The following is a 16,333-nucleotide window of genomic DNA, read 5'->3' on the forward strand; positions in this document are numbered from 1 at the left end:
CTGTCTAGAAAATTGTTGACGCAATTGTTAACGGATATGTATAAAAAGGAAACTTTCCGGCCATCCTTTAATTATCGACATCACAAGTGTCGTAGACAACCGCGGAGAAGACTTACGTTTCCCCATAAGCTCTTCGTCCGGTTTCTCCTCTCCCATGAAAAAGAAGCTCTCGAAAGAGGGCTTCTTTTTGTTATCTTTATTATGTACCATAACCCCATTGACTAATTATAAAACCGCCATCAGAAAACCTTATTCCCGATATTCATCCATACTGGTCTCTAATTCGGATTGTAACCATCCAATTTCTTTAAGCCATTCTTCCATGTCATTGATAAATTCCGTATGGTCCAAGTGTTTGATCTTATATTTCTTTAGTTTGTCGTTCAGAAAAGCATAGAAATAATGACTCAGCTCATATCGCTGTCTGCTTTTGCTAAACGTTTTATACTGATCCTCACTGACTGTCATATCAAAGTAAATCGTATTGTCCCTCTTTGCATATCTGACCGTCGATTTTCTTTCATATTCTTCAGGCAGACATCTGAAAACAAAGAACAGCTCAATGCCACACGCTTGATATTTACGTTCTACTTTATCAAACACAGGCTGCAACTCATCCGAAAGTGCGGCAACCTGTGTTAACCCTGAGGTGTCTGTCGACTTATCCAGTATCATATTAAAGTCCCTCTTTGTTCATCTCTTTGCTCATCTCTCTGTATTTCCGATTTGAACGGTGCAGGTTAATCATTGAAACCATAAGGAGAACTACAGGCAGCAACATATTCCATGACTGATTCTTAATCATCACAATAGCAAAGAACACCATTGCTGCCCATACCAATATTTCAATTGTTTCATACTTGGTTAACGTACGCTTGAATGCTTTTCTGGAAATAAGACGAATTAGGAAATAAGCGATTAAGCAATAGAATGCGACCATTCCGAGTATGGCAATCAGGGCCAACAACATCTCCATGAACATGCCTCTCATCACCTCTCCACTTTATTTCATTAATTTTACCATATGAGCGAAAGAGTGTCATAGGAATGCTCCTGCCTGAACTCTTGCACCGCCCCTCATTTACTTCTCTTCACTAATCACTGTCGCGTTATAGATCACAATGCGTTTGCCATCCAGATCAAAAAGTACCTTATTTCCATACTCCGTATCTTGCAAATCAATCTTACCCTCATACGTATGAATCAATTCTCCCGAATTACTGTATACGTTAACCACACGTTCCAGACCCCCGGAGTTGTTGGATCGCATCGTTTTCAGCGCACGTTCACCTGAAGCCGTATTAAAATACCAGATGAAGCATCCCACAATGATGCCTAGTATAACGAGTACCGTTACCCATACACCTGTCTTTGCTTTTCTGCTCAAAATAAACCCCTCCTTTATCCATGTCCAGTACAGTACGAGACAGGTACGGTAGCGGTTTCACAGCTCATCATCTGATAACAGCAAACAGAGGCCCCCAGTTTTGGAGACCTCTGTCCTTTAGCTACATCTTTATATAGCGCTATTACAGCGCACGAATGACAAATTCAAATTGCAGTTCGCCGTCCGAGGCGATGCGGTACTCCGGATGAACCGGTGCGCCCCAGCTATCGTCACCACCTACGCCCATTTGTTTGCCGGCTACCCTTACAACCGTATAATGCACCGGAGGCAGCTCATATGCATGTTGTGCATTCTCCAGCTCAAATGCCGTATATGGAGATACATTCAGCTCGACCGGAACTCCAGCCGATTCAATTTTGAAGCCACGTCCCGCGTTGTCGGTCAATTTGGCCCAACGTACACCCGTACGGTTGCCCGACTCCTGCGGTACAAGATATGGAGCAACGGTATCTGCTACCTTGCTGTCATGGATACCCAGACGAGCGCCAAATGCACGGTCCGCATAATTTTCTTCAGGTCCCATCGCCAGCCATTCAACATTTTCAAATTCCGGTGAAGTTTTGAAGGAAAGCGCATGAATCGGAAGATCTGGCAGACCTGCCGTTCCTTTATACGTATTATGCACATGCACACTACCATCTGCACGGACGGTATAAGCCACTTTCACTTGTACATCTGCCGAAATATTAAGTTTGTACGTGAATTCGATCCGATATTGATCCGTGTTTTGTTCCGCTTTCCAGTTCACACATCTAGGCAGCAGACTTGCAGCATACCAAGCCCCAAGCTCGAAGCCCATAGCAGTACCCTTATCATTATCGGTGGTCGCACGCCAGAACAATGGCATTGGAGGCTGTGCAATCGTCTCTTGACCTGACAGCTTCAGGGATACCAATGTTCCGAAAGCCTTGGAGAACAGGACATGGGTCTGACCTACCCTTACCCCGATATTAACGTCCCCTTCAACGACCTGAATTTCATTTGTCAGGTTCAGATCGGACTCTACAATTTCCGACTTTTCCTGAGCAAATACAAACTGTCCAAAAGCAACTTCCTCGCCTTTTTCTGCCCACAATGTTGCTGCTTTTAATACAAACGCGGTATTCACTGCGTATTCCCCGCCAGCAAGAGATTCCACATCAAGTGGAAGTTTCACAACGGTCTCGCTTTGTGGACCCACGTTTACCTCAAACGTTCCATGCAGCACTTCGTGACCTTCCCGATCCAGACTGTATACCAGTTCGAATTCAGATGTGTCTGCAAACAAATTATCGTTAACGATTTTCACGCCTTCCCGATCCGGGAACAGCTTGATGTTCTGGTACAGGAATTTGACTTCCTGCATCTTGGCAGACACTCTGCGGTCTGCGTACACAATGCCGTCTCCACAGAACGAATAGTCCGAAGGACGATCACCGAAATCTCCGCCATAAGCAAGGAACTCTTTGCCGTAACGATCTTTTTTGTATATGGCTTGATCAATGTAATCCCAAATGAATCCGCCCTGATACATCGGATACTTGTCTTCGAGTTCCGTATACTTATGCATACCGCCAATGGAGTTACCCATGGCATGCATATACTCACAGCTGATATATGGCTTTTCCGGATTCGCGTTCAAGAATTCCTCAATGTCGGCCGGTTTGGCATACATACGTGATTCCATATCGCTCGTGTCGTTGAAGCGACGATCGTGGAACACACCTTCATAATGAACAAGACGTGTAGGATCAGCCGATTTGAAATATTGCGAAACTTTATAAATCACTTCACCACCATGAGACTCGTTACCACAAGACCAGATCAGAATGGACGGATGATTTTTATCCCGCTCTACCATCGACACCGCACGATCCATAACGATATCATGCCACTCTGGACGGTCGCCAGGAATAACCCACGAAGGCTCAACTGCACCCAGTTTTTGCCATGATCCGTGTGTCTCCAGGTTCATTTCATCAATCACATACAATCCATATTCATCACACAGTTCATACCATAGGCTTTGGTTTGGATAGTGAGATGTACGAACAGCGTTCATATTGTTTTGTTTGATCGTCTGAACATCCCACAGCATATCTTCCTTTGTTACAGCGCGTCCGCGACGCGGATTGAATTCGTGACGGTTTACCCCTTTGAAGACAATACGTTTACCATTGATGTGCATCACTTTATCGATCATTTCAAATGTACGGAAGCCAACGGCCTGAGGTAGAACTTCCACCAGTTCGCCCGCTGCATCATATACTTGAATGTACAGACGATACAGGTAAGGAATCTCCGCGCTCCACAGGTTTACTTGGCCAATCTCCTCACGAAGACTCACCAGACCATTGGTAACTTCAATCCCGCCAAATGTTTTCACCGTGTTGCCTTCAGCATCCCTTAGTTCAGCGTTCACTTTGGCTCCAGCAGCAGCTTTTCCTTCAAGTTTCAGATCCACGTTTAACGTACCATGGGTATAAGACTTGTCCAAATCCGTTACAACCCGCACATCGCGAATATGCGCAGCCGGCACAGTATACAGATACACATCTCTGAAAATGCCTGAGAACCGCCAGAAATCCTGATCCTCCAACCAACTGCCTGTGCTGCGTTGATACACTTCCACAGCCAGTTTATTCTCTCCGTCCTGGAGGAATGGTGTCAGATCAAAATCGGATGGTGTAAAGCTGTCTTCCCCATACCCGACAAACTGTCCGTTAAGCCATACATAGAATGCAGATTCTACACCCTGAAACGAAATATATACCGGACTGTTCTGCCAGCCTGTTGGCAAATGGAATGTGCGAATATAACTGCCTACCGGGTTTTGGTCCTGCGGCAATGCAGGTGGACGCAGATCGTTTAAGCCATCCCAAGGGTATTGAGTATTTACGTATTGGATCTGACCGTAGCCTTGGAGCTGAATATGCCCCGGTACTTCAATATCATCCCAACCAGCATTGGAGAACTCCTGCTTATAAAAAGCTTCGGGGCGGCAATCCGGACGGATTGCATAATTAAATTTCCACGTTCCGTTAAGGTTGTAGCGCATAGCCATTGCACCGGATGCTTTTGCTTCTTCCATAGTACGGTAATAGCGATGATCCGAGTAAGCGTTAAGGCGGTTTACTTCAAAAACGCTTACATCGCCCAGCCAGTTAATATCTGCTTGTGTTGCTTTCATTCGGCTCTCTCTCCCTCTTGAAACAAATATATTTATTACTTATTCAGTACAGATTCTTATTTTCCTTTTACGAAACAAACATAAACAAACAGAAAGACAGAGGCACGCCATGTCTGGCGTCCTCTTCTCTCTCTTCTACATTGACGTCCATTCAGACGGTTTAATGATGATGCATTACTTAACGGAACCAACCATACCTGCGACAAAGTGTTTTTGCATAATGAAGAATACAATGGCTGTCGGTAATGTCGCGATGACGATGGCGGTCATGATGACACCATAATCCGGTGAATAGCTGGAACCGAGGTTCGAGATTAACAACGGAATCGTCTGTTGGTCTGGCGTTTGCAGCACCACGAGAGGCCACAGGTAGTTATTCCAGCTGCTCATGAATGTGATGATCGCAGCGGCTGCATATGTTGTTTTCATCGTTGGCATGTAGATCTTCAGGAAGATCCCAATTTCGCTCAAACCATCAATCCGGCCAGCTTCAAGCATCTCTTTCGGGAACATTTTGGTGTTCTGACGGAAGAAGAAGATTAGGAACGCCGTTGTGATGGTCGGCAGAATAACTGCGGCCATGGTGTTGATACCGATGAACGGTGCAAAACCAGAGATCGTAGCAAACATCCGGTATAAAGGAACCATCAGCGCTGCGAACGGAATCATCATCGACAGCAACAGAATGTTAAATACGATATCACGTGATTTCGTCCGATATACTTCGAATCCATAACCGGCCAAGGAACCAATCAGCAAAGCAAGAATCGTGGAAATAACGGAAACGATCGCCGAATTTCCAAGAGCCTGTACGAGATTGGTTGAATCCAGCAATTTGTTGAAGTTATCAAGGAAAGCCGATCCAGGAAGCAGTCTGCCTTTGGTGACATCTACAGAAGCATTGGTCGAACTAACAAGCATCCAGAAGAATGGGAAGATGGACACAAATGCAACGATGGACAAGAAGACATATGTGAATATACGTTTTGCTTTTGCTTTAGCCATTTCTCTCACCTGCCACTTTGAACTGGATAATGGACAATACGATAATCATCAGCACGATGGAATACGAAACGGTTGCCGCATATCCGAAGTCCGGTGAATATTTGAACGAAAGGTTATAAATGTACTGGGAGATGGACATCGTCGCATTACCCGGACCACCTTTGGTGATGTTCATAATCTCATCGAAAATTTGTAATGTACCAATCGTCGATGTAATGGAGGTGAACAGGATAATCGGTTTGAGCAATGGAACGGTAATTTTGAAAAATTGCGTGAAAGCATTTGCTCCATCAATCCGTGCAGCTTCATAGATCGACTGATCAATGTTCTGAAGAGATGACAGATAGAAAATCATGTTATATCCGGTCCAACGCCAAGTAACGGCGATTATAATCGTAATTTTAGCCCAGAACGGGTCAGTGATCCATTGAATCGGTTCAGCAATCACGTGCAGATTCATCAGGAATTGGTTAACCATACCGTCAGAAGAGAACAGATATTTGAATACGACAGAGTAGGCAACCAATGAGGTTACGCAAGGCAGGAAGATAGCAGTACGGAAGAAGCTACGGAAGCGTAACGTACTGTCATTCAATAAAACGGAAATAAACAAACCGAGAATAATCATGACAGGCACTTGAATGATCAAGTACAGAAATGTATTGGATACAGCAGTTCGGAACGTTGTATCAATGAATAATCTTTTATAGTTATCCAGGCCCGTAAATTCAAGATTGGCTCCTACACCCGACTTGAACGATAAGAGCAGCGCTTGCAGCATCGGATAGAAGTAAAATGCAACGATCCCGATAACAGCGAGCGATATAAAAGCCCATCCAGTCAAATTATTTTTCTTTTGCAGACTGTCTCCTGTATTCATGGCTTTGGCTTTCACAGTATGGCTCCTCTCTCTCCGTGTAACATGGATAGAACCCAGGGAGCCTCCACCATGTCCGGGTCGGCTATTGCTTGTGCCAGACAGTGGAACGGCTCCGATGCTTCCTTGGGTTCTATAAGTTACCGTGGATCATCTTAGTTTAATTGTGCTTCAGCTTGTTTCTGTGCATCAGCCAGAACGTCATCAATCGCTTTGCCGTTCAGGAAGTTTTGCATTTCAACAACCAAAATGTCCTCGATGGCATATGTGTTGATACCGTAGTTTACGCTAGGGATTTCTTGTGTCCATTTTGCAAAATCAGCAAACACTTTTTGTCCACCGAAGAACTCGTCGGCTTTATCAAATGCTTCGCCTTCTGCCGCCGGTTTGTACGTGCCGATTGCACCAATGTTGTTCAGCAAATCTTGATACAATTGTTTATCAGAACCGAATGTTTTACCCATGAAGTCAGCCGCTTGGTCTGCACCAGCAACATTATTCATAACGTACCAAGAGCTGCCACCCAAGTTCGATGCGTGTACAGAATTCGATTGTCCAGCCATTTTAGGAAGTGGTGCTACCGCCCATTTGCCAGATTGCGATGCTTCTTGACGCACGGATGGTGTAATCCAGTTTCCTGTAGGAATGGTAGCAACATCACCATTGTTGAATGCTGCCACGAATTGGCTCCAGTCGGAGTTCAACTTAACGATATTTGCATCCATCATTGCTTTGTACGTTACAAATGCTTCTTTCAGTGCTGCATTGCCAGCCAGATCAGGTGTTTTACCATCTTCTTTGGAATACCATGAACCTGCGGATTGAATCATCATACGGATCAGACCCAAATCGTTAGGATCAAGTGTGATCAGATCTTTGCCAGTTTTGGCTTTCACATCTTTACCGATTTTGATGTAATCATCCCATGTGATGTCCTGAAGGTCAGCTGCTTTGTAGCCTGCTTGCTCCAGCAAATCTGTTCTGTAGTAGAGACCTGTTACACCAGAGTCAAACGGAACACCAAACTGTTTGCCATCAAAAGCGGTTGGTCCCAGTTTGTACTCTGCGAAATCGGAAGCTTTGATTGTAGAGGACATATCTTTAAATGCATCAGGGTAAGCGTTCAGGAAACTTTGTGCACGGTAATCTTCAATCAGAACAATGTTCGGAAGGCCGCTGCTTGTTCCCGAGTTCAAACCTGTATTCAGCTTTTGGATAATATCAGCTTGAGCATATTCAATGATGTTGATTTTCAGATCAGGATTTTGTTTTTGATAGGCTTCTTTTGCTGTTTCTAATGCAGCGACGTTAAACGCTTTATCCCAAGCCCAGATCGTAATTTCATTAGCGGTTTTTTCACCCTCACTTGCCTTGTTCCCTCCACCACCGGAAGAACATGCAGACAACAGCAGGACAGTAACGAGCATCAGTACCCACATTTTTTTCAAACGATTCAACTCCCCTTCGACCTCTTTGTGTGTAATTTGTTTGCGTTTTCTGAAAGCGTTTGCTCTCGATGAATTCATCTTATCATTCCCAAATCTTCATTCGTTAGTAATAATTTTGTGTTGATTTGTCATCTTATTGCCACAATGAAAACCTTTACAGAAATCGCTTGCATTAAATTTGTTTTTTTGTAATTTCTTTTGATTTTGTACTTTTTTAATCTGAATATTTTACAAGTCTGGCTGAATTCTTACGCTCTGAGCACCAAAAAGGCCCTCCCGTGTTGTCAACGACAACCCAGGAAGACCTTCTATAAAGCCACCTTTTCATAAAAATAACGACCTTGTATTCACTCAAAAGCTATTATTAGCTCGTAATCAACGGAAGTGTAACAGTAACCCTTGTACCCTCTCCCGGTTTGCTCATTATGGTTACACCATAAGGTGCCCCGTACAATAGCTCTATGCGATCATGTACATTCCGGATACCAATACCACTAAACAATTGCCGATTATTCTTCGGATTGGGCAGCGACTCACCCATGGAGAATCCTTCTATCCCGTCCCCGTTATCCATAATCTCGCAAATCAATGACTCTCCGGCTCTGGAGACCATCACATGAATAGTGCCTGTTTCCTTGGAAATGAATCCATGGAAGAAGGCATTCTCGATAAAGGGCTGAATCACCAGTTTGGGTACATGATAATGTGTACAATCCGGAGCTACGTAGAAGGCTGCTTTAATGCGCCCTCCGTATCGGACATGATTAATGAATACATAGTTTTTCAGGTTTTCGACCTCTTGCTCTACCGTTATCGTCTCACTCACGTTACTAATCGTATTCTGCAATAAGGAGATTAACGCATTGATGGTTTCGGCAGCCCTATCCTTGTTGCCTTGCTGAACCAGGACTTTCACGGAAGCCAGGGTATTGTACAGGAAATGAGGATTAATCTGGCTTTGCAGCGCCGCCAGCTCGGCATTTCGTTGCTCCCGCTGTGTAAGTACCAGCTGATCCACATAGTCATGAAGTTCGTCCAGCATGTAGTTATAGGCGTGACCTAACTGTCGACTCTCATAACTCCCACTGACTGGAATATAGTTGTCCAGATCACTTTTGGTTATATTGGACATCTGCTTCACAAGTCTGCGCAGCGACTTCGTGATCTGATTCGTAATAAGGAACACGAGTATGAGAGCTCCGGCTACAATGGCTGCACAGATCAGAGCAATCGTCTTCATGTCAATCAGCTGCCCCATCGCGAGATCCTTATCGACGACGTTTACAATATAAAACCGATAAAATGGTAAGTACTCGGACAATACCACACTGTCCTGATCCATGACCCGTGCATTTACACCTTTTACACTTTCGTTATTCATTTCTCTGGCATAGGTCAGCAATTCGAGTTGAGTGGTGCCGATCCACTCTTCACGATTGGACGATACAATCTCACCCGTATCATTCAGAATAACCACATCATTGCCCCTGCTCGTGAAACTGCTATAGAACTGACGAAATGCGTTCTCTCTCATGGTGACATACAACGTACCATAGAGTCGGTTTTCAGCACGATCCGTCAATGCCTTGGTCGCTGAGATCATCTGCTGGGCAGTCTCATCATTCGTCTGATAGTCGTCAAAAATGATCCGGTTCGGACTGGCCGCTGCTTCCAGCGTAATCGGCTGCTCTTTCAATTCATCTGCTGATAAACGAAGATGAGATCGATCGGTGGAATACGTACGCCCATTAATACCGCTAATCGTTATACCAACTTCATAGGACTCCGTAATTGATTGAATCCGGTCCATCGTTTCTCTCATATTATAATAGGATTTTGCCATCGTGAGGGAGTCACCCTCCCCCTCAGACAGATAACCACGAATTGCCCCGCTTTGGCTAACATTATTGGATACAGCAGCAATCGCATCGTTGAAGGATTCAAAGTTCGTTTTAATCTGGCTAAGTACCTTGGAGTTCGTAATACTGAACGTCTCGGTAAACAGCTTGGTCGACATATGAATCGATGTCCATAGAATGAGCACGGAGACAAGAATGATGCTAACGAACATAACGAGGAACAGTTTTGGGAAAAGTCCAAGCCTTGAGAATGCATTCATCCATTTCTTCATTTATTTCTTCCTTCTGACGTTATGCCCAGAATTTTCGCCGGTATCGGCTCGGTGACAGTCCGGTAAATTTTTTGAACACCTTGCAAAAGTAACTGTGGTCGGAATACCCTACCATGCTGCTAATTTCGGAAATGGTAACATCGTCTGAGCGGAGGAGTTCCTCTGCCTTTTCAATCCGAATTTTATTCAAATATTCGTTAAAGCCTTCTTTTTTGTGTGAAGAGAAATAACTGGACAAGTACGATGGATTAAAATGAAAATGCTTGGCTACTTCGGCAAGTCCGAGTGGCTGATCAAAGTGCTGATGCATATATTCCAGCAGCATTTTCATATTCGGATCACTTCGTCTTGCGCCCTCTCCAGTCGTGCACTCCTGTACCTCAGCCATGAACTGATCCAGCACATTCATCGCTTCTGTTAGACTAGAGGCGCCATCCACATGTTTGAAATAGGCATACTTGCTCTCTTCCAGTGCAGCGGACTGCACATCCATATCAGCCAAGGTAATGGTTACGTTAAAGATTAGATTGCCCAGAAAGGACTTAATTTCAAACACATCCGCAATATAATCCCGCCCCAACGTAAGGGCATGCTCCTGCAAATATTCTCTTGCGGCTTCTGTTCGATTTCGCTTCACATGCTGCAAAAACATGTTCACATTGAACTGATATCCTGCAGGGTGAAGAGGCGGAAGTTCGCCATACACCAGAATAGATCGGTCCTCATAATAAAAGCGATACTCCATTAGCTTGATCAGACGTGTTCGATATACGTCCCCCATCTCTTCAAATGAAGAGAAGCTGTCGCTCAGCACCCAGCAAGGTCCGTCCTGCCCGTCCTTATTCTCGCTCGCCAACTCCTTAATTCGCTGCACCATCCATTCATCCTTCGTAGGCTCAACATTAAGGAGCACCACTGGCGAGGTACCTTCGGCCGGAACGATTGCGCACTCCACGTCGGGGAGCAGATCCCGTAACCTGGACTCCAATTGCTCGTTATCCAGCTTGTGCACACGTACTTGTGTATCCTGCGGCTTATATACGAGTAAGCGGAAGCATCGGTGAGGAAACGTCTCCCTAATCATAAGCAACTCATTATCCTCATCCAACGTAAAACCGGACAGCATTTTCTCCATCAGTTGTCCGAGCCTCCACCCATCATGAGAAGGCTCAAACTGCAATTCGGGAATTTTGCCAGCCGTACGCTGAAGTACTTGTAATAATTCATTGGTATCCAGTTTGGGTTTCAATATATAGTCTGCTGCTCCATTTTGGAGCGTTGAACGTACATATTCAAATTCACTGAAGCTGCTAAGTACGATAACCTCAATCTGCGGATGACTGGCTTTTAACGTCCGGACAAATGTTTCCCCATCCATCACAGGCATTACGATGTCCGTAATGACAATATCCGGCTGTAATGAGTGTACCTGTTCAAGCCCTTCTTCCCCGTTGGAAGCTTCACCTACAATCTGAAAACCTTCAGCTTCCCAGTTCATATGGTGCTTAATGCCTTGCCTTACAAGAAACTCATCGTCAACAATCAGCACCTTACACAACCGGTTCATGACCCTTGACCCCCTTGTCTAATCTTTCTTCTATGTCTGTTCAAGATATACCATCATATATCGGATAGAATGGCTTCCCCGTGTTAGCGGTTACATTAATTTAAAAGTTTTGTACTTCTTTTTATATCTCAAAACGAACGTTTAAGCAATGGTAGGCATTTTGCATAAATCCATAGAGCGACTTTCAATCAGCAAGATTTTTATCTTGTACCCGGGAGTGAGTTGATTCGAATAATGCAAAATGCTAACGGAAACTCACTTTAGTTTACACTATATTTCGACAAAATAAGAAGCCCCGGCCCGCCATGAATCATTTTCGGCGAGCCAGGACTTCTTATCGATATACGTTTAAATTAAGTCATACTTTCATTTCAAGTTCAGGTCTAAGGTTCGATACCCCATTGAAGACTTCCGGCAATATATCCCGTTACTTTGTTCCAGTCAGTATAGGCTGTTTGACTTGGAGCAAACGAATAATCATCCGTCTGAGTGTAGTTGGTCCAGTCTGTTTTGGAGAACCGTGCCTGAATTTCAGTACTTTGCCCCGCTGCCAATGAACCCGCAGAAGCTTTGAAACCAATCTCCAGCACGGAATCTGCTCCGGTCACTGGGGTCGACAGCGCGCTAAACGCCCCTATAACATTGTCGTTTCCAGCTGTTGCCCAGTCACAGAAAAAGTTTTGGGCTTGAGCGCCATTGATCGTATAATAGTAACGAATTTTGACGTCGGAAAGATTAATGGCCGAAGTACCTGTATTCGTTAATTTGATCTTAGGATTAATGGAGTTCCCCGTTGCTGAAGTCGTTCCATTAAACATCTCAATTCGAATGGCTCCTGCGGGTACAGCCGTCGTGTCTTTGATCGTCAGATTTAGGATCGCATCATTGCCTGCACTAAAATGAAAGGTTAACGCTGCGCTTCCCTTGGGCAAAGAAGCCAGATAGGTTTTACTCAACACGACCTGATTGCCCGATAATGTGTAATCCGTACCTGAAACCAGCGTTGTATTGCCATTACGTATTGCACTAAAAGTGTTTCCGTTCAGTGTCAACGTTACAGAAATATCTACCTGATTGCCTGTATTTTTATCAAATTCCGCATTCACTGGTGTGATGGCCGAACTGTTCACCGGAGTCTCGCCTCCACCTTCTCCACCGCCATTGTTCCCACCAATACGGTCAGCATATAAAATGCCTCGTCCATTCGTACCCAGATACACTCTTCCATACAAACGTGGATCACCTGTAATCGTGGTCACACGTGCATATTGATGCTGATTATCGTTAATCCGTACCCAATTCGCCCCGCCGTCATCGGAACGGAAAAATCCACGTGTTCCATCAATCTTAGCAATCGTGTACAGCGCGACCACGTTCTGCCCAGGTGCCGCTTTACCAAAACCGATGCTGTCCGCTTCCTCCACATTTGCAAGCTTGGTAAAGGTCGCTCCTGAATCGGTGGAATGCCACAGACCATATGGCCCTTCCTCTTCACTGCCGCCTGCAAACCAAAGTTCGCCTTCCGTTCCTGGAACAGCGTCCAGATCCGCGTTACCTTCTACCGGAAGCCCAGTTGCCGCAGATGCAGTGAAGGAGGCACCACCATTGGTGCTCACATAGACTTTACCGGCAGCAAATCCATAGAATTTGTTCGAATTTACCCGGTCGGAGACCACTTTTGCCTGTGCGGGTATACCTGAACTCGCTGTCCATGAGTTGCCGCCAGTGGAATAATGCACACCCTTGTCCGACGTGCTCCATACAAGTCGATTACCATTTGCCGAGATAGCTACGGTTCCTCCTCCGGTTGTACCGGCAGGCTCTGCGTTTGCCTTATACCACGTGGTCCCACCATCGCTGGATAAACCAATGGATTTTGCATTCGGATCAGCAGTATAGTCTGCTTTACCAACGCGAACCATGGTATTCGGACTTAACTCTGCAAAATCCAGACTTTCCGTAGAAGAGTAGTTGGGGCTGGTAAACATCGTAGCTGGTGACTGATCCAGATTGTTATGACGGAATCCCGAGACATCCCCTACCCCACTTAACAAATGTGCACCGCTTGGCGGGCTGATCAGATCCAGAACCGCGATCTCCTCGACCCCTTTGGCCATCACTGAAATATTGATTTTGTTGCCGTCATCCCAGTCTGTCAGATTTTTCGTGCCGTAGATGGTCGCACCTGTTCCATACATCATGCGGTCAGAGTCAAACGGGTCAATCTCCAGATCGCCAATCATCCAGCCCAGCTTTGGAGAAACTTCAGGCGGTGCAGGATTCGTCCCAAAGGTCAACCAAGGAGCGGCCGAAATATCCTGTGTATAGCGCATTTTACGGTTTGGATATCCTTCAAATTCCCAAATGCGGGTCCAAGTAGCTCCACTGTCCGTACTGCGGAACAGATTCGCGTCAGGCCACCAAGAGTTGAGGGTTGCCACCATCAGTGTACCAGGATGCTGAGCATCTACAGCCAGTCCGCCGTATCCAAAATAATTGTCCGAGCTGCTGCTCGGCACTGGACTAATGTTGGTCCATACCCCTGTAGTCGTATTTAGTTTCCAGAGGTCTCCCTTTTCCCCATCATAAGGGCCTGCACCATCGCTGTATGAAATATAGAGATTTCCATTGGCATCCAGTTCTCCGTGATGAGGTAAATACCCTGTAGGCTGTCCAGCAACAGCAGTCCACGTTGCGCCTCCATTCGTACTGCGGTATATGCTTTGATTTTTGTCGGCTACCCCAACATAGATGGTCTGTGTTGCCTGTCCAGCAGAACCTGTTGATTTGTCAAACGTGATCCAGGAAAGACCTACGATGTCACTGGTATACTCATAAGACGGGTCCTCCACATACGTGCCCGGATTCGGGAAGCTCGTTACTTTGTTCCAGGTTACGCCGTAATCCGTACTTTTCCAGAGTCCGTTGCCACTACGTGCACCAAAATACAAAATGCTATTTTTATTCGGATCAACGGTCAGGCGTTCCCCCATGGAACGTCCCGGCATGTTTCCGCCGACTTTGAACGGAAGAGTGGTAGTCTGCCAAGTATCACCACGGTCCGTAGAACGCAGAATAGAGCCGTTGTTTTTGTCCCATGAATTCGTGTACGTGCCGACAGCCATATACACTCGATTCGGATCAACCGGGTCTGTTGCCAGCGCATCGACACCGTTTTTGTTCCAATCATCCCAGCCAACAAAATCGGTGAGTGGAATCCAACTCTCATTCGCAGGATTCCAGCGATAGGCTCCTCCGATATCCGTCCGGGCATAGATCAAATCCTTCTCTGACTCATTGAAAATAATCCCCGGCACAAAACCGCCGCCAGCCCCGGTCACGACATTTTTCCACTGGTATGAATCACTCGGTGCCGCATCTGTTGTTCCAACGAGTACTCCCAACGAAACTGCTGCAACAGCAACCGTCAAACTCATCACCCGCAGCTTTCCCAAAAACGTTTTCATAATTACTTAGCCTCCTCTTCAATATGTTCATCGCATCCGGTAAACCCCGCTGTGTCATCATGTTGATGAGTGCAGTGTCAGACATTTAATGCATTGGAACAGGCAACCAGCCCCACCTCCTCTCTATTTTTATAAAACGCTTTCATAAATCAATTTTGATTACCATTCATTGGATTAACCTTGCAATAAATAACATTCGATGGCAATTAAAAAACCCCTTCTGCCCAAATTCTATTTTTTGTATTTTTTTCTGCATATCGCTTTTGAAAACATAAAAAAAGGATGCTGTTTAAACAGCACCCTTCTCCATTGATAAATATTTTATAGACGAAGAACAAAATTCTAGTAACACTGTGTCCTTCATTTATTCGGTATCCGACTGTGCTCCCCCGCCAAAAGCGTAGGTTTTCTGCCCTTTCACACCCGGTTTAATTACAAATAGAGATCCAGCATTCGGCGTCTCCGTCAGCCGCTCTTCTCGAATACCGATTCGGGCAGTCGTAATATATAAGTCCTCCAACTCCGGCCCTCCGAAACAGCAGGATGTCACCTGATCTGCAGGTACCTCAATCTGTTGCATCAGCTCTGCTGTATGCGGATTCCAGCGAGTAACTCTTCCTCCGCCCCAGTGGGCAACCCACAGCATTCCCTCACTGTCTACAGTCATTCCATCCGGATAGCCAAATTCCTCCGGTATAGCAATTACACTTGTCCGGTTCGTTATCTCTCCAGCAGCCAGATCAAAATCAAAACGGTCAATGGATCGTGTCGGCGTATCAATGTAATACATCTTCTGTTGATCCGGGCTCCAGCCCAAACCATTGGATGTGGATACATCCCTGAACAACGTTCGAACAGGCTGTCCTTCCTCCAGGCAATAAAACGCCCCTGCCTTGCTTTCATTGTTCATGCTCATCGTCCCTGCCCAGAAGCGTCCAAGAGCGTCACACTTCCCGTCATTGAAACGGTTGTTGTCCTTGCCTTTCTCCGGATCTTCAATCGGCTGTAACTCTCCCGTGAGCAAGTTATAGCTGTGGAAGCCACTGCGCAAAGCAACGACAACCTCATCATCATGGTATGGCACAACCGCACCTACATGCTCGCCAACATCATAAGTCCGATCTTCTCCTGTAGCTGGAACGTATACATGGATCTTGTAGCTTTCAATATCCACCCATAATAATCGATTGTGTTCAGCATCCCAGCTAGGACCTTCGCCCAACAGTGCCGGGGTATGTACTGCAATGTTCAAATCGCTCAT

The 16,333-nt window shown here is 45.5% G+C and carries 11 protein-coding genes; all 11 read right to left on the reverse strand.

Features of this window, described 5'->3' with window-relative positions; translation table 11 throughout:
* Nucleotides 1–249 precede the first annotated feature (249 nt).
* The 11 genes from A6049_RS10910 to A6049_RS10960 all read right to left on the reverse strand — a co-directional run bounded on the left by A6049_RS10910 (nucleotide 250) and on the right by A6049_RS10960 (nucleotide 16,333).
* Nucleotides 250–675 (reverse strand): hypothetical protein, encoded by a 426-nt coding sequence (locus A6049_RS10910; protein WP_063564675.1) that lies wholly within the window; start codon nucleotides 673–675, stop codon nucleotides 250–252.
* Between the two features lies 1 nt (nucleotide 676).
* Nucleotides 677–976, reverse strand: a complete 300-nt coding sequence (locus A6049_RS10915; protein ID WP_139209279.1) for a hypothetical protein — start codon at nucleotides 974–976, stop codon at nucleotides 677–679.
* A 105-nt stretch (nucleotides 977–1,081) separates the two neighbouring features.
* Nucleotides 1,082–1,387: a hypothetical protein gene (locus tag A6049_RS10920; RefSeq protein ID WP_063564677.1), complete on the reverse strand. Its 306-nt coding sequence runs from the start codon at nucleotides 1,385–1,387 to the stop codon at nucleotides 1,082–1,084.
* A gap of 142 nt (nucleotides 1,388–1,529) precedes the next feature.
* Nucleotides 1,530–4,577 (reverse strand): beta-galactosidase, LacZ type, encoded by a 3,048-nt coding sequence (gene lacZ / locus A6049_RS10925; RefSeq protein WP_063564678.1) that lies wholly within the window; start codon nucleotides 4,575–4,577, stop codon nucleotides 1,530–1,532.
* 174 nt (nucleotides 4,578–4,751) lie between these two features.
* Nucleotides 4,752–5,582 (reverse strand): carbohydrate ABC transporter permease, encoded by an 831-nt coding sequence (locus tag A6049_RS10930; RefSeq protein WP_063564679.1) that lies wholly within the window; start codon nucleotides 5,580–5,582, stop codon nucleotides 4,752–4,754.
* Nucleotides 5,575–6,462 (reverse strand): carbohydrate ABC transporter permease, encoded by an 888-nt coding sequence (locus A6049_RS10935; RefSeq protein WP_053783937.1) that lies wholly within the window; start codon nucleotides 6,460–6,462, stop codon nucleotides 5,575–5,577. Before A6049_RS10935 ends, A6049_RS10930 begins: the two co-directional genes overlap by 8 nt.
* A gap of 152 nt (nucleotides 6,463–6,614) precedes the next feature.
* The gene (locus A6049_RS10940) at nucleotides 6,615–7,898 is read right to left on the reverse strand and encodes an ABC transporter substrate-binding protein (protein WP_371121407.1); all 1,284 of its coding nucleotides are present in this window, start codon (nucleotides 7,896–7,898) and stop codon (nucleotides 6,615–6,617) included.
* Nucleotides 7,899–8,271: 373 nt separating this feature from the next.
* Nucleotides 8,272–10,038: a cache domain-containing sensor histidine kinase gene (locus A6049_RS10945; RefSeq protein WP_063564680.1), complete on the reverse strand. Its 1,767-nt coding sequence runs from the start codon at nucleotides 10,036–10,038 to the stop codon at nucleotides 8,272–8,274.
* Between the two features lie 19 nt (nucleotides 10,039–10,057).
* Nucleotides 10,058–11,605 carry a response regulator transcription factor gene (locus A6049_RS10950; protein WP_063564681.1) on the reverse strand — a complete coding sequence of 516 codons (1,548 nt, stop codon included), beginning with the start codon at nucleotides 11,603–11,605 and terminating at the stop codon, nucleotides 10,058–10,060.
* A 383-nt stretch (nucleotides 11,606–11,988) separates the two neighbouring features.
* Nucleotides 11,989–15,072 (reverse strand): X2-like carbohydrate binding domain-containing protein, encoded by a 3,084-nt coding sequence (locus A6049_RS10955; protein ID WP_063564682.1) that lies wholly within the window; start codon nucleotides 15,070–15,072, stop codon nucleotides 11,989–11,991.
* Between the two features lie 364 nt (nucleotides 15,073–15,436).
* Complete coding sequence (locus tag A6049_RS10960; protein ID WP_063564683.1) at nucleotides 15,437–16,333, reverse strand: SMP-30/gluconolactonase/LRE family protein; 897 nt, start codon at nucleotides 16,331–16,333, stop codon at nucleotides 15,437–15,439.

This window comes from Paenibacillus sp. O199, assembly GCF_001636635.1.
GTDB classification, from domain to species: domain Bacteria; phylum Bacillota; class Bacilli; order Paenibacillales; family Paenibacillaceae; genus Paenibacillus; species Paenibacillus marchantiae.

Excerpts from the sequence above, each read along its gene's own strand:
- A6049_RS10950 (WP_063564681.1), bottom strand. The coding sequence starts at position 11,605 with ATGAACCGGTTGTGTAAGGTGCTGATTGTTGACGATGAGTTTCTTGTA.
- A6049_RS10945 (WP_063564680.1), bottom strand. The coding sequence starts at position 10,038 with ATGAAGAAATGGATGAATGCATTCTCAAGGCTTGGACTTTTCCCAAAA.
- A6049_RS10915 (WP_139209279.1), bottom strand. The coding sequence starts at position 976 with ATGGAGATGTTGTTGGCCCTGATTGCCATACTCGGAATGGTCGCATTC.
- A6049_RS10910 (WP_063564675.1), bottom strand. The coding sequence starts at position 675 with ATGATACTGGATAAGTCGACAGACACCTCAGGGTTAACACAGGTTGCC.
- A6049_RS10940 (WP_371121407.1), bottom strand. The coding sequence starts at position 7,898 with ATGTGGGTACTGATGCTCGTTACTGTCCTGCTGTTGTCTGCATGTTCT.
- A6049_RS10930 (WP_063564679.1), bottom strand. The coding sequence starts at position 5,582 with ATGGCTAAAGCAAAAGCAAAACGTATATTCACATATGTCTTCTTGTCC.
- A6049_RS10955 (WP_063564682.1), bottom strand. The coding sequence starts at position 15,072 with ATGAAAACGTTTTTGGGAAAGCTGCGGGTGATGAGTTTGACGGTTGCT.
- A6049_RS10935 (WP_053783937.1), bottom strand. The coding sequence starts at position 6,462 with ATGAATACAGGAGACAGTCTGCAAAAGAAAAATAATTTGACTGGATGG.
- lacZ (WP_063564678.1), bottom strand. The coding sequence starts at position 4,577 with ATGAAAGCAACACAAGCAGATATTAACTGGCTGGGCGATGTAAGCGTT.
- A6049_RS10960 (WP_063564683.1), bottom strand. The coding sequence starts at position 16,333 with ATGAGCGATTTGAACATTGCAGTACATACCCCGGCACTGTTGGGCGAA.